Source organism: Leptolyngbya sp. AN02str (genome assembly GCF_050565595.1).
Taxonomy (GTDB): Bacteria; Cyanobacteriota; Cyanobacteriia; order Elainellales; family Elainellaceae; genus Kaiparowitsia.
On the sequence record NZ_JBNXVR010000051.1, the window covers coordinates 1 to 24,739 of the forward strand.

Here is a 24,739-nt window from a genome sequence, read left to right on the forward strand (position 1 = left end):
GGTGATAAGTTATTTGTGTAGATGGGTATGGATAGCTTTTTGGTAAACCAAAAAGCTATCCATACCCATCTACACAAATAACTTATCACCCTCCCTTATTTAATATACTTATCAATCGCCCCATGAATAAGGAAAGCATCCTTCAGAACCCTTAAAAACGATAAGCAAAATAGAAGCGATCGCGCCCCTGTGAAAAGCGATCGCTGATCCCCAGAAGCGGATGCAGCCTGCAAGTATTGCTGTATAAGCGTTTCAGCCCTTGTCATATTTCTGCCACTTAAATACATCCCTGTCAGTAGTGCGATCGCGCTCTTTATCCTTATCAATATCTACTCGCAGTCGATAAGATATTCAAAACAATGCTTATCGCCGCAAATGCCGCACTGTTTTGATGTTTTTATCAATCATTGGGAGTGATCAAACCGTTACATGTGAAAGGCTACAGGCTTAAAGCGATAAAGGTAAACCTTGACAACTTTGATATGAATGAATAGGATAGCGATAAGCTTGTCAACCTTATCAAATGCCCATCACTTCCGTTGAACTCACGCCCAATGCGATCGCCCTCCTTCGCACTGGAACCAAGGGTGATCGCATTGAGAGAATTCTACTCCACTGTTACTCATGCAATCTCTACTACTGTTGGGTTGACCTGGCTCTAAACAATATCGCTTCTGACCTCTGCCCTGGATGCGGCTCTCAAGACCTCGCTACCAACGTTGATGCTGGAGTTGGCGATCGCCCTTAGTCAATTCCTAAATGCTTCACGATTTCTGGATTCTTACCATAAGGCTATTCATCTCATGCAAACCCCAATAGCGCGCTCACGCTCTCATGACACAACCCGCGAGGAATTGATTGCTCGGTTCCGCGATCGCATTGCAATGGGAGAACGGACGAAGTTAAGCAAGCAGGAACGCTCGGAGCTGGCACTACACTTTGTCGATCGATTGGCTCAATGTCAGACGGAGGAGGAGGCGATCGCGCTGTGTGAGGCTGAAATTAGCCTGTTGGAGGAGGGATATCCGGTGGGGAGTATTGCCAATCAATATCTCCCTGAGTGGCGCAAGGCGATTGCATTAGCAGTGGAGGAGGGGAGACTTCCTAAACAGGAGCTGGAGCCGAATGCGTTTGGGAAGGTCTATGCGCATTGGGGTTTGAAGCATTTGCTGTACTCGAATGAGGTACATCGGTCGTTGAAGGAGAAGACGACGGCGGCAAATAATCAAAAGCAGGATGATCTACAGCCGATTCGGGCCAACAGGTTCATTGCGAAGGCGAGGGATCTATTGGAGGGGGAGACGCCGTATGAGTGGGCGGTGGGACTTTTGGCGGTGACGGGTCGCAGGTTTAGTGAAATTGTGGCAAGGGGGGAGTTTAAGCGGACGGAACATCCCTATGCGATCGCGTTTCGCGGGCAACTGAAGAAGGGGGTGCAAAATCTGGATGAGGCTCAAACGTTCCTTATCGCGACGCTGATTGAAAGTGATAAAGTTCTGTTGACTCTTGATAAGTTTAGAGGTCATCCCAGAATTCAAGAATTGGCTGATTTAAGCCCGGATGAAATTAATTCACGGCTCAATACGTCGGTGAGGCATTACATCAGGCGGGTGTTTGAGGAGTCGGAGGTGGTGCCGGTGTTGCAGGGGGAGAAGGGTGTTTCGGCGCATAATCTACGGGGTATCTACGCTGAAATTGCGGTGCATTACTTCTGTCCTCCCAACCAGGGCACTCACCGCTTTGTGCAAGCCCATTTGGGGCACATCATTGGAGAACGGGAGTTAGCCAGTCGCAAAAATGCTGGGGCTACTGAACATTATTTCCATTACCGTCTCGTTGGGGCACAGGGACAGCAACTCAATGAAAAGGGAATTCTGCTGGAGCGCTTTGGGATGTTGCCCACCACAGTCGAAACCGTTGATTTTGAATCTGAACCCGTACAACCAGAGCAATTAGAACAAGCAGCGATTGAAGCGCTACAGGAGAACGAACCAATGGCGACAGCATCTCACTCTCGCAAGGCCCGTACCCATGTCCCCTCTGAACTGATGCACCAACTGAAGGACGTTGCCGCCATAAAGCTCAATGCAGAAGGCTCTTATACCGAAGTGCTACAAACGGTCATTCAGTTCTTGCAGGATGATAAAACTCCGGCGATCGCGTCCTCCATTGAATCCTTTGGCTCTACCTTTCAGTGGTTCACTCAGGAGATTGAACGACTCAGGGAGGAGGGGCGATCGCTGGCCGCTGAACGCGACCAGGCGCAAGCTGAACTGGCGGCGTTGCAGGGGCAAAACCAGGGGCAGGCGGAATTGCTGACGCTGAGAGAGGAGAATGAACGGCTGCTGGCTGAGGTGGCGCAGTTTCAGCAGATTAAACTAATGCTCGGTGGGGCCGCGACTGAACCCGCTACCCAAAGCGAGGTGATCGCTCCGCCTGGGGAGGCGGGGCCGCAGCCTGCCCCTCTGCCCAAAACAACAACAGCATCTCTTCCCAGGCGCGTCCAAAATGATGATCAGGCAGATCATGGGTCGGGGAAAATCAACGAGGCGATTGACCTCATCATGGCCTGGAATGATGACCCACAGCACGACTTTGATTGCAAGTGGTTTATTTCGGTGCCGACCATCCTGGGAGTTATCCGGGGCAGTGGCCTCTCTGCCTCTCAGGGCAAGGTGCAAACTGTCATGAAGCGGCGGAAAAACGAGATTGAGGACCATCATCTCAAACATGGGCTCGGTCAACGCCACAATACTCGCCATCAATTGCCGATCACTGAAGATATAAGGTTCTAGGTTAGGAAGGGGAAGGAGGGGAGCGATCGCGCTTCAATGCAGCTCCTCTGTCCTACAAAATATTTTGCACTTTGACGAAGGCAGATAGCGATCGCACTTCATCTACACTCTGATTCAGGTAGACAAACGATGAAATGCGGTCGTTTCATTGGTTCACGAGGTCAAGTCCCGAGCTAACAGACAACAACCTTAAGTGTTTCTTCCTTTAACCATCAAGATGATCGCCCCTAAAGTAGCTTCACTCATTTATCTCAAGCAACTTGTGAAGTTAAATTCCAATTCACCGATCCTCTCCACTGCCTCATCGACCAGCCTCATCGACCCACTGGATGTCATCCACAGGATGATCGACCTTCGGGCTCAACTGGCGGAACTCGAACAGCAAGTCCACACCCTTCAACCTGCCTTCTACGCGGCCTGTCTTGCACTCAATACCGACAAGATCGAACTGGAACAAGCGATCGTCAGTCGCAGGCTCTCTCCAGGCAAGTGGGACTATTCCGATGACATTGTGGAGCAGGAAGTGTTGCTGTCGCGCCTCAAAAAGCAGTTCCAGCACACCCATGAACCGATTTCAGGTCGAGAGGTTATCTGGGCAGTCAGATTGCTATTGCTGACAGCCTGACTGCTCCGGGCTTACACAAGAGGGCGATCGCACCTGCCGCGCATTCGATTGCTGATACATCCGCATTTGCCCAAATAGCAATCCACATTGTTCACAGCACTCGTCCTCCCACAATGCAGGTGTACGGAATCCCGCTCCGCAGATTGGGCAATTGGAAAGTAGACGCAGGGCATGGCGATCGCATACACTCTTCTCCTCCCGCTGCCAGTTCGCTTGATGCACAGGCGTTTCACCGTAACAGGCAGCACACAATCGGGTTTGCAGATGTAGTCGAGCTGGGGGCAGCATCTTTGCCAATTGTTTCGGGCTGACCTCAACCAATTTCGATAAGGCGATGCGTTGTAGCTCGGTTGGGTTGCGTCGCCGTGATGGTTGCTCCCACTCCTCCACCCATTTCTCTCTTACTCCCAAGTAGTCGGCGATCACCCGTTGGCTCAACCCGTTGGCGCGACGAAATCGTCCCATAAAATGCCCAAAGCTTTCACCAGGAGCAGGCACTACTCGAAATACCCAGCTATCTCGAGCCATTACTTATACTCCAGCGCAACCTGGCTCAGTAAAGTTGCTTCAATATGCGATCGCCCACTCTGCAAGGCGCGGCGGGCGGCGTTCCGCAGAATCTCGTCGAGTGTACCCAGGTAGCCTCGCGTGGTCGCGGCTAGGATCTTTTGCATTGCTGCACTGCTGAGATTGGAGGGTTGAGGCAATCTCAGCACGTATTCCTCCCAAATGGCAGTGGTGTCTTCCAGCGTTTGGCTGTCGAAGCGGTGGAAGCGGTGACACGCCATGAAGCGGTTATGCACCTGCTCATCCCGCCGCACCACCGCATCCAGACGATCTGTTCCCACCAGCACAACGGAGATCTCCAGCAGGTCGAAGATGTCGCGAATCTCGGAAAAAGTCTTGGGGCGAAACCGATGCGCTTCGTCCAGGATGATCATCTCCACCTGACACGCTCGCAGCAGGCGGTAAACGCGCTCCCGCAAATCAGAGATTGTGCCATTGGTGATGCGGTATTTCAAATGCTCTAGTAACCCCACAAACAGTTCCCGCTGCCCAGTTTCGGTCGTCGCGTGCCAATAAATCACAGGTATAGTCGGGGCATCCCCACTGGCAGTTTGCGTTGCGTATTTCAGCCGATACGCATCACACGCGATCGTTTTGCCCGTTCGAGAGTCGCCTATCACCCGGCAAGCCTGCCGACACTGCCGCTTATCATCCAACCAGGCGTGGAACTGCTGCACTGTCCCCAGTTCTACAAAACATTGCCGCTGAAGTCGGGCGATCGCTTCTTGCGCTTCTGGCTTAACCTGTTGCGGTGGCAATACAATCCGTTCTCGCTCCTCTGACTTCATAGCAACCCTGCCTCACGTTTCATCTCTTCATAGTCCAGTACCCGTACATACGGCACCGGCTTTTTCGGTTTCTCCACCTCAGCTTCGGGTGGTGTTGTCGGTGCAACTGCAGGTGCAGCCGCCGCTTGAGTCATTGCAGGAGATGAGGATTGAAAATCAGAAAGCACGGCCTCAGCCTGCTGCCGCTTTTGCCGTCGCACCTGCTTCACCTGGCGATCGCGCTCCCGCACTTCCGCTAACTGTGCCCCAGTGTCGATCGCTTTTCCTGCCGCTCGTCGCCGCTCACTCAGAGCTTGTGCTTCCCGATACGACAAGGTTTCCGTTTCCCAGCCTATTGCATGAGCACGAGTCAAAAACACTTCCTGGTTGTCCTGAAGCTGATACACATAAACCGTTGTGATGTCTCGCGGGTTGTAGCGCAAAATTACCGTTTCTCCCTCATACGCAGCTAAATGCTCACCCTGATACGTCAGGCTGGCAAACTGAAGATAGCCACTCCGATACACCCGCCGATGCTCCCGCCGCATTAAGCACAAATCCAACTCACGATCCCCCAATAAAGCCAGTTGAGCGATGCGTCCAGCTTCCCATCGTCCAATCCGCGTTTGATTCCCCATTCGCGCATCAATCGCCACGTTATAGTGATCCACCAAGTAACGCACTAATAATTGCTCTAGCTGCATTAAGGTGAGGCAAGCTTCTGATTCCGCAGCAGCCGACCGCTCGGTGACGTTGCTATTGACATATCCAGGCAGCGTGCAGAAAAACTGCGTGTTGAATGTCCCAAAGGGCCGTTCCACAATCCCCCCATCCGAAGGCTTGCGGCGCAAGCATGGCACAATCCCTAACTCGGTTGTCACCTGCTGCAAATGCTGCGACCTGAAATCCTTGCCCCGATCCGTGTAGAGATACTGCGGCAATCCATATGTGCCCCAGTTGCCCTGCAACTCGTAGGCAGAACTGTATTGCTTCGGCAGAATCGCATGGCGCAGCGCTAAACACACCACCCACGAACTCGGCGCATCGAAACCCAGATGATATCCCATGATGCACCGGGAATAGGTGTCTACAACAATCGTCAGCCACGGTCGCCCTAACAACTCCCCACTCTGATCCACCACCAGCACATCGGCACGGGTGTGGTCGATCTGCCACACCTGATTCGACCATTCGATCCCAATCTCTAAACCCTCAGCAGTCTTCAGCACTAAACAGTCTTCGCGCCACCCCAACGATCGCTTCACTCGCTCTCCTTGAGCCGTTAGGGGCTTTAAGATGCGATACACCGTCATGTGACTCGGATACTCTTCGATGCCTAATTCCTCTGCCCGCACTTTCACTCGCACCGCTACCTGCGCCGGACTCAGCAACCGACTCCCGCGATTCCCTTCCTGATAAGTTCGCACGATAAACCGCCGCCATTCTTCGTCGATTCGCACCGCGCCACGATCCGAGCGCTCCCGCCGGGCCACCGCGGCAACGCCCTCCTCTCGCAGTCGCCGCAGCAGTCGCCGCACACTGCGAGCGCTGATGCCGAGCTTCTGGGCCACCGCCTGCTGCCGTTTCCCATAATTCGGTTGCTCTGCCGTTTCCCATAACTGCTGCAACAGCGTCAAACGCTCCCGTTCCTCCGCCGTTAACGAGGGCAGCATTTTGTGGTTCTCATCATCCGTTACTGATGAAGCGGCGGCAATCGTTTCACCCTGCCGCCTTTGGCGGGTCGCTTCCTCTTTACCTTCCACAGCCAACCTCGCTTTCTGCCCCTTGCGCCGCCTTTGACCAGCGTTGCTCTGCTTACTCTATGCCAACGACCGGACAAATAATGTGTTAATTTGTTGCCAGAATTTTCGGACATTTAATCTGTTAATCCGAATAATCCAGCTATATCCGCTTATAACCTACATACAGCAATACTTTCAGCGTGCCACGAGGTGGACATTTAATTCGTTAACGAGGACAAATAGCGTGTTAATCGACAAGATGATAAGCAAGGGGAGCAAGCGTCAGGCAAAATCAGCGAGGCGATTGACCTCATCATGGCTTGGAATGATGACCCACAGCACGACTTTGATACCAAGTGGTTTATTTCGGTGCCGACCATCCTGGGGCTCATCAGAGGCTGTGGATTCTCGGCCTCTCAGAGCAAGGTGCAAGACGTGATGAAGCGGCGGAAACAAGAGATCGAGGACCATCATCTAAAACATGGCCTCGGACAACGCCACAATGCTCGGCATGACAAGCCGATTCATGAGGATGTAAGGCTATAGGTTAGGAAGGGGGGGAAGAGTGAGAGGGAGCGATCGCGCTTGCCCGAGGTTAAAAAATATTTTGCCCGGGGGAGAAGGATAGGGGCGATCGCTCCTCATCTACACTCTGATTGATGTTGCTCAGTGACATAATGAAGGTCAGAAACTTCATGGAGATTGAATCGGGACGGTACTATGGTCTCACTCACGTTGCCACTCGTGCTGGAGACAGCAGAGGTTCATCTCACTGATGAGCAGTTCTACCAGCTTTGTCTCAGTAACCCTGACCTATCCATTGAACGCAGTGCCAAGGGAGCTTTGATTGTTATGTCACCGGTTGGGGGAGAGGGGGGTAGCTATGAGATGGAATTGGGAGCAGATTTAACTCTTTGGAATCGGCAAACCAATCTGGGCAAAACTTTCAGTTCTTCCACTTTGTTTAAACTGCCTACTGGTGGCGATCGCTCGTTGCTGGGTCTGGTTGCCGGTAGTGGTGTAGCATTGACGCACCGATTTGTTGAGCGATCGCACTTTAGAACCAGGCAGAGTAAGGAAAGGTTGTGGTGTTGGGTTTCCTTCGCGAACGCTCACCTCGTAATGCGAGCGCACTCAGGCGACCATTCCCCCTTCAGGCACTAAAAAAGGAGCCAACTCTGAGATCTGATCTGGATAAGCGAAGTTATAGTTGAGAGACGGGACGTAATTCTTGCACATATCCATCACAAAATGAAAGCGATGAATTCCTGAGGCTGACTTCCAATAGTTTTTATTCCAAAATGCGAAGATTGCCAGGGCAACCGCGATCTTCTCATTGTCATCACACCCTACCGTTTCACAGAGCTGCATAAGCCGTGCCGTCGTGTAGGACGGTCCAACCTCAACTAACATCTCACTCTCCCGCACCTTTTTCATCACCAGAGAGGTTTCGTCGATATAGGAATAGGAAGACACCGTTGGCCTTACCTGACTAATTGCTTCTGTCTGGGCTGGTGCTTCGTAGCTGTAGGAACTGACGCTTTTTTCAGGTGGGGCGCTGACTGCGCCATGCGCTTGCCCTTTTTCAGTGGTTAGAGCGACCAATTCATTGTATAAAGCGTCCCTTTCGGTCCTCTTGCTGAGGAGCTGTCTTTCTTTTGCAACAGCCAATATCATTTTGCCATCTTCTTGCGCTTTCATACATTGGCGTCGAAGGTTGTCGAGTTCTTTATCCAAATGTTGAATTCTGTCCTTCAACTCTGTGAGCCTGGTTTTGTCTTTCGCAAACCTATACAAGAATGTCGTAACGTCGTGAAGGGCACTGATCAATTTTTTAAAGTCATTCGAGCTGCTTAATACCGCATCGATGTCAAGTTTTCTGAGTTTGCCGCCTTTATACCATCGCTTTTCCCAGTAGTGGGTATATTCCCCCTTCATCCCCTCTTTATATTTTTGGTAAAGAGACCATGCCTGCACTCTTCTAGCAACCGACTTCAAGTAATCCACAATCGTACCGTCTATCACCTGTTGGGCTAAATCCCCTTCCTTCTGCGTGGCTCGCTCACGATACCCCTCGGCTAAGATTTTTCGGACGGCATTTTCCTCATTTACGAAGGTCTGCTTTACTCTTGTCAGCGCTGTAGACCGATGCACCATTTCTGTTACCAAATTGCCCCATTTTCCTCGCTTCAGCTTCATACTCTTAATGATGTGAATTATCCCCGCTCTGCCTTTTTCATCCCACTGGTCTTTCAGGGCTGGCACTCCCTCGTTCGCCAAATTGTCTTCCAGCCAAGTGTTTAGCTTATCGTACAATTCCGCTGCAGTTCCGGTCCATTTGACTGGAGAGGGTTCTCCATTAAACGTATGATAAATGGCGCGCTGGATTAGTTTGGCTGTCCTTGCCTGCGCGGATCTCTGCTGCACCACATGCGTCAACTCATGGGCAATTAATGCCTGTCCTGCTGGGCTTCCCGGCTGATATTCCCCCTGCTTAAAAAACAAATCATGCCCCGCTGTAAATGCCCTAGAACTTAATGCTTGGTTTAGCTGATCCGCTCGCGTATCTGTGTGCACCCGTACTTGGCTAAAATTTATCCCCATTGACTGCTCTAAACGTTGTTGCAATCCAGGTTCTAGTGATAGCCCTCCACCTCTGGCACTGGTAATAGCAGATTCAATTGCGGGTGAAACACTTCCTCCAGTACTTTCACCTTTCAGCTGCAATATGGGGCGTAGGGCTTGTACCTGTTTCGACGCAGCATCTTCCTGTATTTCAGGCTTAGAATCCTGGTGCTGTTTTCCAAAATCTGGTGTATTAATCTGTCGAACAATTAGAGGCGCCAGCCGATCGGCTTCTTGCTCATAGCGATCGCCCGCCGCCCCAACCTTCATCTTGGTTTGAATCGGCATCCTCGCCGAAGTTACGCCCAATTCTCCGGACAGTCCGCCAAACTGGGGTCGCTGAGTCACATCATGCATCGGCTCAAACTCAGCGCTGTTTTCCGGTAGGTTTGCCCCTCGTCCAGCCGTCGCCATTGCGCCCAGTGACTTTGCAGCCACCTGTTCCTTGTTCCGGCTCTGGTGCAAAACTCCCATTGCAACCGTCCTTAATTAAAAAACGACACAACTCAGCGCTGCCGTTTGCGACAACGCCTCCAATCCTACGCTCGATCGCCCTCAGCAAAAAAGAAGATTCGCTACACTCTTCAACTGTTTTTGCTTTGCTGAAAATTACGAATTTTTAACCGATTATCATCGGCGTTCTGCCTCTACTATGGCAGGATGCGCCGAAAACCTGGCTCAAACCGGGTATCCTCTCAATCACCCTTCAGACAATGCCCCCCGACGCTACTCCACCCCTCGACGAATTGTTACCTGCCCTGCATTTATTAGATGGGCTACTCGAACGCAGTATGCAGTTGACAGAAACCCTGCACAGCAGCAAACGAACAACTCAGGATATCCAGAACACCGATCATATTCGCCAAATCGAACTCGCCCTTCCCCCTGGCTATCCCCGCTACAGCCCCGCCCGATCCAACGATCTGCCCTCCAGTCAAGTCAAGCCATCCTCACGTCTGGGGATGCTGCAGCACCAGCTTAGTTTAACAGCGTTTGAGCTAGACATTATCCTCATTGCCCTTGCCCCGGAACTCGATCGCCGCTACGAGCAAATTTACGCTTACCTGCAACAAGATGGGCGCGGCATTCGCCCCAGTGTCAACTTGGTGCTAAATCTGCTTTGCGCCGATGCTGCCGAAAAGCTGCAGCGGCGATCGCACTTTGCCCCCAGTGCCCCGTTGCGTCATCATGCCCTGCTGCACCTCTCGCCGCCACAGCCCAGCAACCACACCACCCTGCTGGCGCAAGAGGTCAACCTTGATCCGGCGATCGCCCGCTATTTGTTAGATGAAACCGGACTCGATGCCGATCTCAGCCCTTTTTGTTCGCTCATCCAAACACCCCTGCCGCCGCCGCAAACCAACTTGCCCGCCGCCCTGTTGCAGCAGATCGAAATCATTCTCAAACAGGAACAGGGCGCGATCGCCAACGCTGCATCCTCCGCTCATACCATTCGGCTCTACCTGCAAAGTGCTGACCCCGTTCTGCCGCATCAGTTTGTCCAGGCACTGGCTCACCATTTGGATCGCCCCCTACTGACTGTCGATCTAGAGAGTTTGGCGCAGCAACCCGATCAACTTCCTCAACGACTGCGCCGACTGCGCCGCGATGCCTGGCTACAAAATACGTTGCTCTATCTGCATCCCGTTGGTAGTCTGTATCAGGACTCGACCCCAACTTTTTACCCCTTGCTAACTAACCTCCTTGCGGAAACCTACGGGCCAATTATCTTATCCGGTCGCCAGCCCTGGCAGCCTTCCAGCGATCGCAGTCTAGGCATCGTCACCATTTCCCTTCCTCCTCTAAGCTTTGGCGATCGCTGCGCTTGCTGGACGACCCATCTTGCCACTGCCAAACTCACCGTTGAACCTACCACCATTGCAGCCCTGGCCGATCGCTTTCGCCTCACCTCCACCCAAATTCAAGATGCGATCGCCACAACCCAAAACCAATTGAAGTATGGATTAGAACTTGCATCGATCGAAGCCCTGTTGTTTAAGGCGGTTCGCAGTCAATCCGCGAACCAGCTCACCAAACTGGCTCAACCCATCCAGCCTCGCTATACATGGCAAGATTTAGTGCTACCAGATGCTCAACTTGCTCAGCTTCGGGATATTTGTGCGCACCTTCAACACCGTCACCAGGTCTTTGATACCTGGGGGTTTGAGCGCAAACTATCTCTGGGGAAAGGGATCAATGCTTTGTTTGCTGGCCCTCCAGGTACAGGAAAGACCATGGCGGCAGAAGTGATTGCCCACGCCCTGGGGCTAGACCTGTACAAAATTGACCTTTCTCAAGTGGTCAGTAAGTACATCGGTGAAACCGAAAAAAGCCTGAATCGCATCTTTACAGCAGCAGGTACCGCCAATGCGGTGCTGTTATTTGATGAAGCTGATGCCCTATTTGGCAAACGCACCGAGGTTAAAGACGCCCACGATCGCTATGCCAATATCGAAACTAGCTACCTGCTGCAAAAGATGGAAGAGTACGAGGGCATCGCGATTCTCACCACGAACTTGCAAAGCAATATGGACGATGCGTTTGTTCGGCGACTCAGGTTCATCGTGGAGTTTCCGATGCCGGGGGTAGAAGAGCGCCGCCGCATCTGGCAACAGATCTGGCCAGCGTCCTTGCCCCTAGACAAGGACGTCAATTTAGACTTTTTGGCTGAGAACCTGGATATCGCGGGTGCGGTAATTCGCAACATTGCTCTGCAAGCGGCTTACCTGGCGGCGGCAGCAAACAAACAAGTCAGTATGGCCCAAGTAATACCAGCAGTACGGCTGGAATATCAGAAGATGGGCAAGATTTTGATGCGCGATGATTTAAAGGAATACGGCGATTTACGTTGAAATATGTCGTTTTTTGAAAAGTATCCGGAAAGACGGCCAGAAACATTCAAATTCTGAGATTCTGTACGCAATTAACGTGTTTCCTGAGATCTAAGGGCTTTTATGGGCAGCATGCTTCAGCAGCGGCATAGTGCTTCTACCAAAGATGTAGACCAATCCGCCAAGCGAACCTACGCGCCTCGACAGGCATCGGGGCCAGAGGTTGCTCAGCACAGCCTGCACACGCACGATTCTCTTTCCTCAGCACCCCTGGCGAAGCCCAGTTTTTTGGGACTGTCTCATGAGTTGACCGCAGCCCCGCAAGCGCCTCTAGTGGTGCAGCCCAAACTCATGATCGGCGCACCCGGCGATCGCTACGAACAAGAAGCCGACCGAATCGCTGCTCAGGTCGTGCAGCAGATGCACTCATCCAAACCAATGGAAACATCAGCCACCCAAAAAAAGCAAGTTTTGCAGCCAAAACTCGCAGTGCATTCGGCCTCTTCAAATGGGAGGAAAGAAGTGCCTAGTGAAATCGCCTCTGGCATTGCTGAGGCGCACAGAGGTGGACACCCCCTAGACAAGCAAATCCTTTTACCAATGGAGAAAGCTCTGGGGAAGGATTTGAGTCATGTGAGGGTGCATTCCAGCGGTCAAGCAGACACTTTGAATCGCCAATTAGGGTCGAGGGCATTTACGCGAGGTCAGGATATATTCTTCCGGCAAGGAGAATACAAGCCGAGTAATAGAAGTAACCAACATCTAATTGCACATGAATTAGTACATACAATTCAGCAAGAAAGTGCTCAGCAGCCATCATCCTCAATATATGGGGCATTGCATAATCCATCCACTCACATCGCATATGAATCGAATAGCGAAACGCCTCAAATTCAGACAATGAAGGGATTCTTTTCGTCATACAAAGGATTGGCGGCTGAAAATCCGTTTGAGGCGGAACTAGAGAGCCATCTCGATGAACTCAATGAGCTACTTAGCAGAGAAAGAGGAATTGGCACCATCCTCAAAAAGGCTAATGACTACACGAAAGCAATGAAAACAGATTCGTCTAGAATAACAGATCACATATACGCAATTGTTCAGAATTGTGTAGAGGCTGGAATGGGCCTTGGGGGCGACACATTATTACCTGGATTAGGTACCGGAATCTTTGCAACTAAAACTGCCTTAGAAGGAGTGTCTGAGATTTATCAAGACACGATAGATGAAGAAGGGAAATTTGTGGTCACTGAAGGGGCAAAATCTTTGGTTAAAAAAGGATTTGAGGAAGGAATTTCGCAATTAGCCGATCAAGCTAGCAGGGTACATTACACACTTGCGCTGACGCTAGGGAATATTAAAGAGCTAAGTCTCCTCGGCTATGAGGTTTACAGCTTATATACCTCAACAGGGAGAGATAAATTGGCTGAAAAACAGAGCAAAGTTATTAAAGCTGTAAGGACTTTCACAAATAAATTTTATGTTTATTTGAAAGGAATTTTAGATGTCCTTTCTGAAAGCAAGAAAACGCTTAGTGCACTTTCTTTCAATAGGGAGATTAAACCCTCTCTCCAGAAAAAAGCCGAAAAAATGATCGAAAAAATTCAATCCTTTGAAGTAGAGATAAATAAAGCTATTGAGGAGTTGAGGACACTTGAGGTCAATCTTGATGATTGGCTAGAGGATGAGGCCAACGTGATTAATGCTGGCTTATTGGAAGACTTCCACGAAGACGGTGGCAGCGGATTGTCCTCTGCTTCAGTCTTGGCAGGTGCAAGGGCAATTCCAAGAGCTATTTTTGCGACAATCAAGCCAAAAATGACGGCGAACGTAGAGACTGCTGCTGGTATCTACAGAGGTTCTTAATCAAGTTAATTAACTGCTTGAGATATATACGCCAGACTATCAACTTTGATCTTAGATAAAAAGCTTGAAAAATTAGAATTTTCAAAATACCAAACAGCTTTTGGTTAAACTATGCTGCTTGATTTAGATAACACATTAGAAACGTTGCTACGGCGGAAGCTGCCTGCGGAAATGTTGTCGGCGACGCAGACTAGTTTTGCTACACCCGATGCCGAGTTAATTAGCCGCAAGCCTGCGACCAACCTGTTTCTCTAAAATGTATGTATGCAAGAACTTAGACTTACGCTCTGGGTTTGGAAATTTCGCGCGGTGGGGCGACGGTAATGCTATGCAGGTTGACTGTTCATACCTGAGCGCTATCTGAGTTAAAGACAACAGCAAATAAAGTAGATCGTAAAGATGGGCTTGACCAAATTTTCTCAGGTCGTGAATATGCCGCTGCGCAATAACATTCTGCTGTACGATTGCAAACTACCAGCCCATACCCAAAGCGGCAATTTGTTATGAAATCAAAACATGACGAATATCTATAAAGTCCTGTAGATTTTTTGTGAGTTCTGCAAATTTGTTGAGAGCAGACTGGAAAACAATTTTGTTCAAAATATTAAGAAAAAATGCACGATTTAGCGAATTTTTTGAGAGGCTGTATTCTTGAATTCAAATGTGACTATATTCTCATGCGATTTTCGTTTTCTTACTTTTCGTTTTGCTTAAGTTCGTATAACGTTTTCAGGTATTAAGCCTCACTATTTCGTGACAGTAAAAGTAACTGTTTGCGTTGAAGCAGCTCTGTTTCCTGAGATTTTGTGATCTGAACTTTCGGCAGGAATATCCCTTTGTGCAGTTGAGCCGTCAATAGTTAAGTTCTGCATGTGCTGAGCTTGTTTATGCTTCACGACTTAGATAACACATTAGAAACGCTCTTGAGGCAGGAGTTGCCTGCAGAAATGGTAGCGGCAACGCAGATTAGTTTTGCTGCGCCCGATGCTGAGTCGATTGGTAGCAGGCCTGCGATCAATTTGTTTCTCTACGACGTGCGAGAGAACCTGGAGCTGCGTTCTGGGTTCGAGAGCTTTGAGCGGCGGGGCGACGGTACTGCCGTGCGGGTGCGTCCGGCGGTGCGGGTCGATTGCTCTTACCTGATTACCTTTTGGCCTAAAGAAACCGATGGGCGGAGTGTCCCTAAGGATGAGCACAGGTATTTGGGCATGGTGATGAAGGCACTGCTGCGTTACCGCAAGCTGCCCGCCGAGCTGTTGCAGGGCGATTTGGCTGGGCAAGAGCCGCCGCTGCATACGGTGAGTTTGCAGAGCGGTTACCTCAACAGCATGGGCGAATTTTGGCAGGCTATGGGCGGCAAGCCCAAGGTTGCAATCAACTACACCGTCACGATTTCGGTGCCGGTGCATGGCGAGGGTGAGATTGTACCGCTGGTAATGGAGAGCCGCTTATCTACAGCAGGCTGAGATTTTGAGATTGTTTGTAGCTGATTGTTTGCGACTTTATAGGGCATCTACCGTGCTGAAGTTAACGAAGACCGGACAGCGGGTGACGATCGCAGGACAGGTCATCGACACCGCTCAACAACCCATCGCTGGAGCGCGAGTTGAAATTACTCAGGCTCCTGCCGCGTTTACGCAACGTTTAGCGCTAAAAGCCATGCCCTACGGCGATCGCTGGGAGCATCTGCAGGAACGATGCGATCGCACCCATACTGCCCCCGACGGTTTGTTTTACTTTACCGATGTGCCCCCCGGTCACTATACCCTGACGGCCTCCTACCCCAAAACTGGCCTGTGGCTTGAGGCGCTGGGCGGCGGGGGTGCAACGGTAGGTCAGAGTGCAGCGATCGCTGTTGAGGTTCAAGCGATAGGGCCAGATCTCAAGGCAGGGTCAAAGCCTCCATTTCAGGTCATTCAGTTGTTGCGATCGCCCCCGCCCTCGGCTGAACAGCCACGCCACACCGAGACGACTGCAGCCCGCTCTAAAAAATCTACAGCTAAGAAGGATTCAAAACCTAAGCCACCCAGTTAAAGCGTCGAGTCTCGCGTCCATACTACCTCAAATTTTCGACCAAACCGCATCTTTATCAACCCACTACGGAGCTGCCCCCATGCCCCCCTATAGTTCTCCCGGTGTCTACGTCGAAGAAATCGCCTCTGGCTCTAGCCCCATTGTCGGGGTGGGTACCAGCACTGCCGGGTTTATCGGTGTGTTAAACCTGTCGAAAACACCCGCGACAGAAAGCCCACAACCCTCTGAAAAAATACTCCTCAAACAGGGAGGCAGCGCGGTTGTCAGCAGTGGCAGTGCAGCAAACGATCGCAAGAGTTTTACGTTTGACATTGAAGAACCGTTAGGGAAAGTCTCTAAGGGATACAATTTTTTCTCTCGACCCGTGGCTGACGCGGATTCGCCAACAGCCGCTTTCACGGATCTCAAAGGCGGAAACGTCACCCTATCGGAAAACTCGGAAAACTCTGCAACGGTCACATTTGCAGAAGGGGTTTCCAAGAATCATCAATTATTCGCAACTTATACCCCACCCGCTGAAGCAGACAAGCCCGTACCCTCCAATAATGCGTCTGGGCTAGAGCAGGTCAAACTCTGCACTAACTTTACCGAGTTTACCGTAGCCTTTGCTAATGCCATGAAGCCCGGTAATTACCTGGCTGATGCGATATATGGCTTTTTTCGCAACGGCGGCACTCGCTGCTATGTGGTGTGCGTAGCCGATGAGGGAAAAATTGGAGCCGTTTTAGAAAACCAGTTTGAGGCGATCGATGAAATTGCCCTGGTAGCGGCCCCTGGCGTCACCAGCACTGCACCGCTGCAAGCCATTGCCGACCACTGCGCAAAAATGGGCGATCGCTTTGCGATTTTGGATGGGCTACAGACTGTTGAGCTGTCTAGTGTCAAACTGACTGAAGCCTTGAAGCCCTTCGACTCCAAGTTTGCCGCCCTGTACTTTCCCTGGATTGAGGTCTACGACCCGGATACCAAGAAGGGTAAACTGGTGCCCCCCAGCGGCCACATTGCGGGCATCTACGCCCGAGTCGATGCCCAGCGGGGAGTACACAAAGCCCCCGCCAACGAGCCAGTGCTGGGCGCTACAGGCGTGGCTCACAGCTTGAGCAAGGCGAAGCAGGGGCCGCTCAACGAAGCAGGCATCAACTGCATTCGCGAACTGAACGGCAACATTTTGGTGTGGGGCGCGCGCACACTGGGTGGTGATGACAACGGCGAGTTCAAATACATCAGCACCCGCCGCCTGTTTAACTATCTGACAGAATCCATCGACGAGGGCACCCAGTGGACGGTATTTGAACCCAACTCGCCGGAGCTATGGGCGGCGATTCGTCGCAATGTGTCGGCCTTTTTGACCCAGGTCTGGCGCAGTGGGGCGCTGTTTGGAGCCACCCCAGAGCAGGCGTTTTATGTCAAGTGCGACGCCGAAACCAACCCATCCGACCAGCGCAACCAGGGCCAGGTTGTCACCGTAATTGGGGTGGCGGTGGTGAAGCCAGCGGAGTTTGTCATCTTCCGCCTGAGTCAACGGTCGGAGGGGCAGCAATGAGTGCAGGCACCCTTCCCTCACCAATTCCTGGGGTTTATCGGCAAGAGGTCTTTCCCAAGCCAGCTCCAGTTTTGCCGACTGGGGTGCCGCTGTTTGTCGGTTTTTTGGCGGCAGGGCCAGCGATGGCGACACTCCTGAGCCCTCAGCGGCTAACCCACTGGCCACAGTTTATTGAGAAGGTAGACAAAATCCACCGCCGACCGTCGCTCGATGCAGCGGTGCATGGTTTCTTTGCCAATGGCGGTGAGCTTTGCTATGTCGTCATGGTTTACATCACTGCCGCTGGGGTGGAGGTGGCCCTTCAGTCCGCGTTGGAAACTGCTGAAGACGTTGCCGAGATCGATTTGGTGTGCGTGCCAGACCTGTGGGCAGTGGCGGAAACGCCTGAGGCTGCCCAACGATCGCAGCAACTCATTTTGGAGCACTGCGATCGCACCAACGATCGCTTTGCCCTGCTCGATACCCCGCTCGTCACCAATCCCACCCAGATCGATAGCCTGCGCCCATCATCCCGCCTGCAAGGCAGCAACGGTGCCCTCTATGGCCCCTGGCTTAAGTCGCAGCAGAGCAATGATTGGGTACCCCCCTGCGGGCATGTGGCGGGAATGATCGCCCAGTGCGATCGCGCCATTGGGGTACACCGGGCCCCGGCCAATTTGGTTCTCGAAGACGCGCTTGACCTCAGCGTGGGGATTTCGGATGCCGACCAGCATCAGCTCAACCCAGCAGAGCAACCCGCAGGAGTGAACTGCCTGCGATCGCTCACTGGGCGAGGCATTCGCGTATGGGGTGCTCGCACCCTTAGCGCCCACCCCTTGGGCTGCTATGTCAGCGGACGCAGATTGCTGATTACCGTCTGTCGCTGGGCTGCCCTCACCCTAGCCGATGTCGCCTTTGAGCCCAACGACATTGCCCTGTGGATCCGCATTGAGCGCGAGTTTGCCCTCTACCTCGAATCGTTAGCACGCCAGGGCGCTTTGCAGGGACAAACCGCCAGCGAAGCGTTTTTTGTCAAGTGCGACGCCGAAACCAACCCACCTGCCGAGCGCGATCTGGGCCGAGTAGTCACCCTGGTGGGTCTAGCCCCTGCAGTGCCCGGTGAGTTTATCGTGGTGCGCCTGATCCACGGCGATCGCGGCGTCACTCTGACCAGTGTGTCTTAGTCATATCAGCCCCCTAACAGAAAAGGAACATTGACCATGCCAACCGTTTACCCTAATCGCCGCGACCCCCTGGCGGGCTACAACTTCTACGTCGAGTGGAACAACATTATTCACGCCGGGTTTCGTGAGTGCAGCGGCCTCGACAGCACCCAAAGCGCAGGCGAATATCGCGAAGGCACTGACCCCATGACCATGCGCAAGCTGCCCGGTCTGGTGAGCTATTCCAACATCACCCTGCAGCGCGGCATCACCAACAACAACGAGCTATGGAAGTGGCGCGAAAACCTCATTAAGGGCATCGCCGATCGCCGCGACATCTCTATTGTGTTGCTCGACGACCAGGCCCAGGAAAAGATTCGCTGGAATCTCAGCCTCTGCTGGCCGACCAGTTGGAAAGCCCCAGACTTCAACGCTACAGCAGACGAGGTGGCGATCGAAAGCATCGAACTCGTCCACGAAGGCATCAGTAAAGTGGAGTGGTCATAGGTTAAACAATGCTTACTCAAACCGAATTTGAGTTCACCCTGCCCCAGGGCTATGTTGATTCTGAGGGAACTATCCACCGCGACGGTGTTATGCGCCTGTCCACCGCCTATGACGAAATCACGCCCCTGCAAGATCCGCGCGTGCAGCGCAACCCCGGTTACCTGGTGATCATCCTGCTCTCCCGCGTCATCACTCGTCTGGGTAGCCTCGATACCATTAACCCTCGGCTGATTGAGGGGCTGTTTTCTGCCGATCTGGCTTATCTGCAGGATCTCTACCAGCGCATCAACCAGGCAGGCCATACCCGGCTGCGGGTTGCCTGCCCCCACTGCGACGGTGAATTTGAAGTCGAGGCTACCCCCGTGGGGGAGTCATCGGCTACCCCTCAGAACGCCTCTTTGAGGAGGTAGCTTATCTGGCTTACCACTTTCACTGGCCCCACGACCAGATTATGAGTCTCGATCACCGATCGCGCCAGCGCTGGGTAGGGCAAGTGGCCAGCATTAACCAAACATTAAATGGGCAGAGAGAGGCTTAAGTTGCGCTGGGTGTAGGGTGGGGAGCACGATTACCTCCTACTGCCGTCTGATTCGCCTCTGCCCCTCCCATACGGGGAGCACAACTTTCACAATTACAGTTCTAAACGTTCCTATGGCAGTTCCTTCCCTCGGCATTTTCTCGACGATCAGTCGGCACTCAGGTGGCCCGGCGGCGCGGATTGATCCCTACATGGGTTACAACTTTTTGGTCGAAATCGGCGGCATTTTGGGCGGTGGCTTTACCCAGGTGTCGGGGTTAGAGAGCTCGGTAGAGCTAGAGTCTTACAGCGAAGGCGGGGTAAATGGCTATGTGCACCAGTTTCCAGGGCAGGTGAGCCACCCCAATCTGGTGCTTTCCCACGGGCTGACAGCGCTAGATGCACTCTGGGACTGGTACTGGCTCACCACCCAGGGGCGGCCCATACTGCTGAGCGGCACTATCATGCTGCTCAACAACCAGCGGTTGCCCGTGATGTGGTGGAATTTTCGCGACGCTTACCCGGTGAAGTGGGTAGGCCCCAGCCTGGATGCCAGCAGCGATCAGGTGGCGATCGAGCAACTGGAGCTGGTGCACCGGGGGCTGGTACAAACGCTGCCCTCCCAGGCGATGGGGGCGGTGCGTGGAGGCAGCGGCATTGCTGCCCAGTTTGGGGCGAATGCGCCCAATGTGCTGCTGTAATTTGCGAGGAGACTGTCGATGGCCCCAACCCAACCCTGGCAAGACCATCTCGCGCCTTCTCTGGTGCAGCGGCTGTGGCGACCCATAGCCCAGCCCGGCGCAATGGATGGCCAGATGGTAGAGACTCTTTTTCACCGCTATTACCAGTTTTTGCCCCCTGCGCCTCTACTGCAACAGGCGCTGCACCGGCGAGATCATCTAGTGGCGATCGCGCCAGAGATGGTGCCAATCGTCTACGCCCAACCCTGGGTAAGCGCTGGTGCTCCGTCTAGCGCTACCGACATTGCCACCCAAAATGACCTTGCAATTGCATCAGCGTCTGACGACTCTCCAAACCTGACTCCTGCGGTATCTCCTATCTCATTGCCAGGTCAGGCGACCTTCATTCAAGCCAAGCTTGATCCTGCGGTTCAGCCTTCATCTTCGGCGGTGGGCGATTGGGCGATCGCGCCATCGACCCAACCCAAGCCCGCTCAACCCTCGCCCCCTTCACAAATTATCCAGGCCAGGCTTACCCCTGCAGCCAGGGCGACTTCTAAACTTGCCCCCCTGCCGCTCACAGTTGCCCCGGCCCTACCCGTTGTCAAGCCAACCCTGACCCAGAGTCCCCTTGCCGCTAAATTAGCCGCCTCGCAGCCCGTCATGGATGCGCCGCTGCTGCCGCGAGTCGTGGCGTTGCCCGCGCCAGTGGGTAGCCCTGAGCGAAAATCTGTGGGGGCGATCGCTCCCACGCCAGCACCGCCAGTTGTGCAGCCGAGGCCAATTGCAGCGGCCCCGGTTTTGGCTTTACATCAACGATCTCCTGCGTTTACCTTGCCCCTGGCCCAGAGTGCCTCAACGTCTCGGGTTAGCCATCAAGCAGACCGGGCCAGCGAGCAGGTTTCCTTATCAAGATCTGCACCTGCCATACTCAACACAGGGGTCTCAGGCACCCTGCCCGTTGTGTCTGGGCAGCCAATGGAGGGACGATCGCTCCCTGTCTCTGCTCCAACGCCAGCGCCCGCCGTCGATATCGTCCAACTGGCCGACCAAGTTGAGCGTCGCCTCAAACGCAACCTCATCATCGATCGCGAACGCCGGGGGTGGCAGTCATGAGCCTGATCCCGTCCCTAGAACTCGCGAAGCTGACTATTTTTGTCGAACAGGAACAGCAGCCGTTTAAGCCATTCACCGTCCTTTTTAACCCCAACCAAATTGAGATTGGCATCACCGGATGGAAAGAGGATAGCAAGACGGGGTTAGTACCCGCCGATGATCCTAAAACCCTCAGCGTGACGCTCTTTTTTGACACCAGTCTACCCCAGGCCCCAGGTGGGCTAGGGCAAACTATCGCCCAGGCGACCCTGGGGCGTTCGATTGGGCTATCTGGCCTCAAGAACGCGGTCAGCCCACCCACCGACGTACGCACCTACACCCAGCAAATTACCCAACTTACTGAGCCGCAGGTGCGCTGGAAAAACGGAAGACGCCCACCCGTTTGCCAGTTGCAATGGGGCAAATGGGGCGGTAGCCGCCCCAATGAGGGCTTTTTTCAGGGAGTGTTGAAATCGGTGCAGCAAACTTTCTCCCGATTTGCCGCTGATGGGACGCCGCTGAGAGCCCAGTTGGTCTGTAGCTTTGAGGAATGGGAAGACCCGACCCATCGGCGCAAAAAGCTCAACCCAGTGGATGACCCCGTTCGCATAGTCAAGCGCGGCGAGACCCTCAGCAGCATTGCCCAGGAGGAGTATGGTGATCCGTCCCTGTGGCGGGTGATTGCCGCTGAAAACCGTCTCACGAACCCCCGCATTTTGAGCCCCGGACAGGCCCTTACTGTCCCCCCCCTGCGGCCTCAATCACCAAACCGAAGGTCACGCTAATGACAAAGTCTCTGCTGATCCCTCAGCCTGAAATTTGGGTGGGAGGACAATCGCTAGCCAAGATTGGCGCTGCCTTGCAACAGGCAAGGGTCGTCACCGAAGTCGATATTCCAGGCATGTTTTCCCTAGAGCTAACCAGCCGCAACCTGATGCCGGGTGATGTGCTGTGGGTCGATGAAAAAACCTTCAACATTGGCACGCCTGTTGAGATTAAAACGGCTCAGGAAGAGCTGCTGATAGAAGGGGAGATTACGGCGCTGGAGCTAGAGTGCGCCAAAGAAACGGTGTCGACGCTGATCGTGCGCGGCTACGACTACCGCCATCGGCTCGGGCGCAACCGGGCTACGCTGACCTTTACCCAGATGAAAGATAGCGATATCGTGACGCAGATTGCCAAAAAGGCGAACTTGAAAAGCGAGGTCACCGATACCGGAATCACCCATGACTATGTGTTGCAACATAACCAGAGCGATCTGGATTTTTTGCAGGCGCGGGCCAAACGGATTGGCTATGAAATTTCGATTCGGGGCAAGATGCTGACGTTTCACCCCCAGGCCAAGAGGGACGCTTTGAAGGATCCAGCTATTCTCAAGCTGAGGGTGCCGGAGGAGGTGACGCGGTTTTCACCCCGCCTGAGCTGCGCTAACCAGGTGGCCCAGACAGAGGTGCGCGGTTGGAATATGCGGGATAAAACACCCGTGGTGGGGCGCAGCGGCAACCAGCCGTGGGCCACCGGCATGGGCCGCGAAAGTGGCGCTTATGAAGCCTCACAGGCCTTTGGTCAAGTAAAGCACAGGCAGGTAAACCAGCCCGTGGCCACGGCGGCTGAGGCTGACCAGATCGCTCAGGGTCAGTTTCGGCAAATGGCGCTGGGCTACATCACTGGCGACGGACAGTGCGTGGGCCAGGCCCGCCTGCAAGCAGGATGCATGGTCGAAATCCAAAAGGTGGGCGATCGCTTTGGCGGGCAGTACTACATTACCGCTGCCACCCACATCTTTGGCCCCGAGCGGGGCTACACCACCGAGTTTTCCTTTAAGCGCGATGCCCACAACTGGCAGGAGAAACCCCAATGACTGGACTGGCTGAGTTAATGACCCCACCCCCAACTTTGGGAGGGCTGTTTGGCGTCACCATTGGCATTGTGACCAACAATAAAGACCCTGATGGGCTGGGGCGGGTCAAGTTAATGTTTCCCTGGCTCTCGGATACCGAAGAGAGTGCCTGGGCTAGAGTACTATCACCGATGGCCGGAAAGGGACGCGGTCTTTATTGCCTGCCTGAGGTAGACGATGAGGTGCTGGTTGCCTTTGAACAAGGGGATATCACGTTCCCCTATGTTTTGGGGGCGCTGTGGAATGGGCAAGACAAGCCCCCCACCGACAACACCGATGGCAAAAATAACCGACGACTGTGGCGATCGCGCAGCGGCCACGAGATTCTGCTGGACGACACCGACGGTGAGGAAAAAATTGTCGTGCGCGACAGCAGCGGCAAAAATACCATTGCCATTGATACGAAACAAAATTCCATCAGCCTTCGGTCAGAGCAAGCCCTCTCGATTGAAACCAAGGGTGACCTGAGCATTAAAAGCAGCGGCGGGGCCGTCACCATCAGCGGTAAAACGATTGCCCTGCAAGCCCAGCAACGCTTTGACATCAAAGCCAATGCGCAGGGCACTGTGCAGGCTCAGGCAGGGCTGGCGATTAAGTGCCTGGCCGGGGTCAAAATCAACGATGGCGCACTGGAGGTGACCTGATGCCCGGTTCGTTGCTCCACGTAGGCGCTACAGTGATCTGTGCCCACGGTGGGCAGGGGCAGCCCACAGCCCCCAACCCTAGAGTCAAGGTTATGGGGCAACCCATTGTGACCCAGACAGCCCCCTACACCGTCACCGCCTGTGTCAACTCTCCGTCGCCGCCAAACTTGGGCCCATGCATGGCCGCCCAGTGGGTCACCGGGGCGCTGCGGGTTAGGTCTATGGGGCAGCCAGTGCTACTACAAGATAGCCAGTCGCTATGTGCCCCCACAGGAACACCCTTATCGGTGGTAATAGTCCAACTTCGTGTGAGGGGCCAGTAATGCGAAGGCCAATAGTTATCGCTCAATTTTCGCCGGACTGCTCTGTCCACTCCTGCTCCAGTCATAGAAATGAATAAGGTGACCCCAGAGGAGGAAATTATGGCTGATTTTCTAGGGGCAGGCTGGCCCTCTCCGCTGGCCTTCGATAAACAAAGGCACATCGAACTGGCTCAGGCAGATGAAGCGGTGCGCCAGTCGATCTGGATGATTCTCAGCACGGCACCTGGTGAGCGGCTGATGCGCCCCGACTTTGGTTGCGGTATTCATGATCTGGTGTTTGCGCCCATCAACGCTGGCACCGTTGGACGCATAACTGGTGACGTGCAGCGAGCCTTGACCGAGTGGGAACCTCGCATTGACGTGCTTGATATCAGCGTAGACACAGAACCCGACCAGCCCAACCACCTGCTGATTCAGATTAGCTACCGAGTGCGAACTACCAACAATCGGTTCAACCTGGTGTACCCGTTTTACTTAGAATCCTAAATTTAATAAAAACCCAAAACTTATTTTTTGAAAGCACCGCTGGCGATGCT

At 53.3% G+C, this 24,739-nt stretch carries 25 protein-coding genes; 21 read left to right on the forward strand and 4 right to left on the reverse strand.

Going from position 1 to position 24,739, the window contains the following annotated elements:
• The first annotated feature begins 523 nt into the window (after positions 1 to 523).
• The 3 genes from ACQ4M4_RS25290 (at position 524) to ACQ4M4_RS25300 (ending at position 3,420) form a co-directional block, all read left to right on the forward strand.
• A complete protein-coding gene (locus ACQ4M4_RS25290) occupies positions 524 to 748 on the forward strand; it encodes a hypothetical protein (RefSeq protein ID WP_430687253.1) in 225 nt (74 codons plus the stop codon).
• Positions 749 to 803: 55 nt separating this feature from the next.
• Entirely contained in the window at positions 804 to 2,795 is a 1,992-nt protein-coding gene (locus tag ACQ4M4_RS25295) for a protelomerase family protein (protein WP_430687254.1), read from the forward strand.
• 193 nt (positions 2,796 to 2,988) lie between these two features.
• Positions 2,989 to 3,420: a hypothetical protein gene (locus tag ACQ4M4_RS25300; RefSeq protein WP_430687255.1), complete on the forward strand. Its 432-nt coding sequence runs from the start codon at positions 2,989 to 2,991 to the stop codon at positions 3,418 to 3,420.
• Here the strand turns inward: ACQ4M4_RS25300 and ACQ4M4_RS25305 are convergent.
• The 3 genes from ACQ4M4_RS25305 to ACQ4M4_RS25315 are packed head-to-tail and all read right to left on the reverse strand — an operon-like array spanning position 3,403 to position 6,517.
• Positions 3,403 to 3,948, reverse strand: a complete 546-nt coding sequence (locus ACQ4M4_RS25305; protein ID WP_430687256.1) for a helix-turn-helix domain-containing protein — start codon at positions 3,946 to 3,948, stop codon at positions 3,403 to 3,405. The two genes, ACQ4M4_RS25300 and ACQ4M4_RS25305, sit on opposite strands and share 18 nt — an antisense overlap.
• On the reverse strand, positions 3,948 to 4,775 hold the full coding sequence (locus tag ACQ4M4_RS25310; RefSeq protein ID WP_430687257.1) for a TniB family NTP-binding protein: 828 nt from the start codon (positions 4,773 to 4,775) through the stop codon (positions 3,948 to 3,950). Before ACQ4M4_RS25310 ends, ACQ4M4_RS25305 begins: the two co-directional genes overlap by 1 nt.
• Positions 4,772 to 6,517 carry a Mu transposase C-terminal domain-containing protein gene (locus ACQ4M4_RS25315; protein WP_430687258.1) on the reverse strand — a complete coding sequence of 582 codons (1,746 nt, stop codon included), beginning with the start codon at positions 6,515 to 6,517 and terminating at the stop codon, positions 4,772 to 4,774. The genes ACQ4M4_RS25310 and ACQ4M4_RS25315 overlap by 4 nt, the downstream gene beginning before the upstream one ends.
• 699 nt (positions 6,518 to 7,216) lie before the next feature.
• Between ACQ4M4_RS25315 and ACQ4M4_RS25320 the strand changes: the two genes are divergently transcribed.
• Positions 7,217 to 7,660, forward strand: coding sequence for a Uma2 family endonuclease (locus ACQ4M4_RS25320; protein ID WP_430687259.1), 444 nt, complete (start codon positions 7,217 to 7,219; stop codon positions 7,658 to 7,660).
• Here the strand turns inward: ACQ4M4_RS25320 and ACQ4M4_RS25325 are convergent.
• Entirely contained in the window at positions 7,631 to 9,595 is a 1,965-nt protein-coding gene (locus ACQ4M4_RS25325; RefSeq protein WP_430687260.1) for an eCIS core domain-containing protein, read from the reverse strand. The two genes, ACQ4M4_RS25320 and ACQ4M4_RS25325, sit on opposite strands and share 30 nt — an antisense overlap.
• A 239-nt stretch (positions 9,596 to 9,834) precedes the next feature.
• Between ACQ4M4_RS25325 and ACQ4M4_RS25330 the strand changes: the two genes are divergently transcribed.
• From ACQ4M4_RS25330 to ACQ4M4_RS25410, 17 genes are all read left to right on the forward strand, one after another.
• Positions 9,835 to 11,973, forward strand: coding sequence for an ATP-binding protein (locus tag ACQ4M4_RS25330; protein ID WP_430687261.1), 2,139 nt, complete (start codon positions 9,835 to 9,837; stop codon positions 11,971 to 11,973).
• Positions 11,974 to 12,075: 102 nt separating this feature from the next.
• Positions 12,076 to 13,818 carry a DUF4157 domain-containing protein gene (locus ACQ4M4_RS25335; protein ID WP_430687262.1) on the forward strand — a complete coding sequence of 581 codons (1,743 nt, stop codon included), beginning with the start codon at positions 12,076 to 12,078 and terminating at the stop codon, positions 13,816 to 13,818.
• Between the two features lie 111 nt (positions 13,819 to 13,929).
• Positions 13,930 to 14,073: a hypothetical protein gene (locus ACQ4M4_RS25340; protein WP_430687263.1), complete on the forward strand. Its 144-nt coding sequence runs from the start codon at positions 13,930 to 13,932 to the stop codon at positions 14,071 to 14,073.
• Positions 14,074 to 14,705: 632 nt separating this feature from the next.
• The gene (locus ACQ4M4_RS25345) at positions 14,706 to 15,284 is read left to right on the forward strand and encodes a DUF4255 domain-containing protein (protein ID WP_430687264.1); all 579 of its coding nucleotides are present in this window, start codon (positions 14,706 to 14,708) and stop codon (positions 15,282 to 15,284) included.
• Between the two features lie 52 nt (positions 15,285 to 15,336).
• On the forward strand, positions 15,337 to 15,852 hold the full coding sequence (locus tag ACQ4M4_RS25350; RefSeq protein ID WP_430687265.1) for a carboxypeptidase-like regulatory domain-containing protein: 516 nt from the start codon (positions 15,337 to 15,339) through the stop codon (positions 15,850 to 15,852).
• A 79-nt stretch (positions 15,853 to 15,931) separates the two neighbouring features.
• Positions 15,932 to 17,395, forward strand: a complete 1,464-nt coding sequence (locus tag ACQ4M4_RS25355; RefSeq protein WP_430687266.1) for a phage tail sheath family protein — start codon at positions 15,932 to 15,934, stop codon at positions 17,393 to 17,395.
• Positions 17,392 to 18,558: a phage tail sheath family protein gene (locus ACQ4M4_RS25360; protein WP_430687267.1), complete on the forward strand. Its 1,167-nt coding sequence runs from the start codon at positions 17,392 to 17,394 to the stop codon at positions 18,556 to 18,558. The genes ACQ4M4_RS25355 and ACQ4M4_RS25360 overlap by 4 nt, the downstream gene beginning before the upstream one ends.
• A gap of 36 nt (positions 18,559 to 18,594) precedes the next feature.
• Positions 18,595 to 19,044: a phage tail protein gene (locus ACQ4M4_RS25365; RefSeq protein WP_430687268.1), complete on the forward strand. Its 450-nt coding sequence runs from the start codon at positions 18,595 to 18,597 to the stop codon at positions 19,042 to 19,044.
• 8 nt (positions 19,045 to 19,052) lie between these two features.
• Positions 19,053 to 19,454, forward strand: coding sequence for a phage tail assembly protein (locus ACQ4M4_RS25370; protein WP_430687269.1), 402 nt, complete (start codon positions 19,053 to 19,055; stop codon positions 19,452 to 19,454).
• Between the two features lie 5 nt (positions 19,455 to 19,459).
• The gene (locus ACQ4M4_RS25375) at positions 19,460 to 19,582 is read left to right on the forward strand and encodes a DUF6760 family protein (protein WP_430687289.1); all 123 of its coding nucleotides are present in this window, start codon (positions 19,460 to 19,462) and stop codon (positions 19,580 to 19,582) included.
• Positions 19,583 to 19,695: 113 nt separating this feature from the next.
• On the forward strand, positions 19,696 to 20,262 hold the full coding sequence (locus ACQ4M4_RS25380) for a phage tail protein (RefSeq protein WP_430687270.1): 567 nt from the start codon (positions 19,696 to 19,698) through the stop codon (positions 20,260 to 20,262).
• Between the two features lie 18 nt (positions 20,263 to 20,280).
• Positions 20,281 to 21,357 (forward strand): hypothetical protein, encoded by a 1,077-nt coding sequence (locus ACQ4M4_RS25385; RefSeq protein WP_430687271.1) that lies wholly within the window; start codon positions 20,281 to 20,283, stop codon positions 21,355 to 21,357.
• On the forward strand, positions 21,354 to 22,121 hold the full coding sequence (locus ACQ4M4_RS25390; RefSeq protein WP_430687272.1) for a LysM peptidoglycan-binding domain-containing protein: 768 nt from the start codon (positions 21,354 to 21,356) through the stop codon (positions 22,119 to 22,121). The genes ACQ4M4_RS25385 and ACQ4M4_RS25390 overlap by 4 nt, the downstream gene beginning before the upstream one ends.
• Positions 22,121 to 23,197, forward strand: a complete 1,077-nt coding sequence (locus ACQ4M4_RS25395) for a phage late control D family protein (RefSeq protein WP_430687273.1) — start codon at positions 22,121 to 22,123, stop codon at positions 23,195 to 23,197. The genes ACQ4M4_RS25390 and ACQ4M4_RS25395 overlap by 1 nt, the downstream gene beginning before the upstream one ends.
• Complete coding sequence (locus ACQ4M4_RS25400) at positions 23,194 to 23,880, forward strand: phage baseplate assembly protein V (RefSeq protein WP_430687274.1); 687 nt, start codon at positions 23,194 to 23,196, stop codon at positions 23,878 to 23,880. Before ACQ4M4_RS25395 ends, ACQ4M4_RS25400 begins: the two co-directional genes overlap by 4 nt.
• Positions 23,880 to 24,203 (forward strand): hypothetical protein, encoded by a 324-nt coding sequence (locus ACQ4M4_RS25405; protein ID WP_430687275.1) that lies wholly within the window; start codon positions 23,880 to 23,882, stop codon positions 24,201 to 24,203. The genes ACQ4M4_RS25400 and ACQ4M4_RS25405 overlap by 1 nt, the downstream gene beginning before the upstream one ends.
• A 99-nt stretch (positions 24,204 to 24,302) precedes the next feature.
• Positions 24,303 to 24,689 carry a GPW/gp25 family protein gene (locus tag ACQ4M4_RS25410; protein ID WP_430687276.1) on the forward strand — a complete coding sequence of 129 codons (387 nt, stop codon included), beginning with the start codon at positions 24,303 to 24,305 and terminating at the stop codon, positions 24,687 to 24,689.
• The last annotated feature ends 50 nt before the right edge of the window (positions 24,690 to 24,739 follow it).

Bases quoted from the DNA above. Each gene is read 5' to 3' on its own strand.
- ACQ4M4_RS25290 (WP_430687253.1), top strand. From the start codon at position 524: ATGCCCATCACTTCCGTTGAACTCACGCCCAATGCGATCGCCCTCCTT.
- ACQ4M4_RS25295 (WP_430687254.1), top strand. From the start codon at position 804: ATGCAAACCCCAATAGCGCGCTCACGCTCTCATGACACAACCCGCGAG.
- ACQ4M4_RS25305 (WP_430687256.1), bottom strand. From the start codon at position 3,948: ATGGCTCGAGATAGCTGGGTATTTCGAGTAGTGCCTGCTCCTGGTGAA.
- ACQ4M4_RS25310 (WP_430687257.1), bottom strand. From the start codon at position 4,775: ATGAAGTCAGAGGAGCGAGAACGGATTGTATTGCCACCGCAACAGGTT.
- ACQ4M4_RS25320 (WP_430687259.1), top strand. From the start codon at position 7,217: ATGGTCTCACTCACGTTGCCACTCGTGCTGGAGACAGCAGAGGTTCAT.
- ACQ4M4_RS25325 (WP_430687260.1), bottom strand. From the start codon at position 9,595: ATGGGAGTTTTGCACCAGAGCCGGAACAAGGAACAGGTGGCTGCAAAG.
- ACQ4M4_RS25330 (WP_430687261.1), top strand. From the start codon at position 9,835: ATGCCCCCCGACGCTACTCCACCCCTCGACGAATTGTTACCTGCCCTG.
- ACQ4M4_RS25335 (WP_430687262.1), top strand. From the start codon at position 12,076: ATGGGCAGCATGCTTCAGCAGCGGCATAGTGCTTCTACCAAAGATGTA.
- ACQ4M4_RS25340 (WP_430687263.1), top strand. From the start codon at position 13,930: ATGCTGCTTGATTTAGATAACACATTAGAAACGTTGCTACGGCGGAAG.
- ACQ4M4_RS25345 (WP_430687264.1), top strand. From the start codon at position 14,706: ATGCTTCACGACTTAGATAACACATTAGAAACGCTCTTGAGGCAGGAG.
- ACQ4M4_RS25355 (WP_430687266.1), top strand. From the start codon at position 15,932: ATGCCCCCCTATAGTTCTCCCGGTGTCTACGTCGAAGAAATCGCCTCT.
- ACQ4M4_RS25360 (WP_430687267.1), top strand. From the start codon at position 17,392: ATGAGTGCAGGCACCCTTCCCTCACCAATTCCTGGGGTTTATCGGCAA.
- ACQ4M4_RS25365 (WP_430687268.1), top strand. From the start codon at position 18,595: ATGCCAACCGTTTACCCTAATCGCCGCGACCCCCTGGCGGGCTACAAC.
- ACQ4M4_RS25370 (WP_430687269.1), top strand. From the start codon at position 19,053: ATGCTTACTCAAACCGAATTTGAGTTCACCCTGCCCCAGGGCTATGTT.
- ACQ4M4_RS25380 (WP_430687270.1), top strand. From the start codon at position 19,696: ATGGCAGTTCCTTCCCTCGGCATTTTCTCGACGATCAGTCGGCACTCA.
- ACQ4M4_RS25385 (WP_430687271.1), top strand. From the start codon at position 20,281: ATGGCCCCAACCCAACCCTGGCAAGACCATCTCGCGCCTTCTCTGGTG.
- ACQ4M4_RS25390 (WP_430687272.1), top strand. From the start codon at position 21,354: ATGAGCCTGATCCCGTCCCTAGAACTCGCGAAGCTGACTATTTTTGTC.
- ACQ4M4_RS25395 (WP_430687273.1), top strand. From the start codon at position 22,121: ATGACAAAGTCTCTGCTGATCCCTCAGCCTGAAATTTGGGTGGGAGGA.
- ACQ4M4_RS25400 (WP_430687274.1), top strand. From the start codon at position 23,194: ATGACTGGACTGGCTGAGTTAATGACCCCACCCCCAACTTTGGGAGGG.
- ACQ4M4_RS25405 (WP_430687275.1), top strand. From the start codon at position 23,880: ATGCCCGGTTCGTTGCTCCACGTAGGCGCTACAGTGATCTGTGCCCAC.
- ACQ4M4_RS25410 (WP_430687276.1), top strand. From the start codon at position 24,303: ATGGCTGATTTTCTAGGGGCAGGCTGGCCCTCTCCGCTGGCCTTCGAT.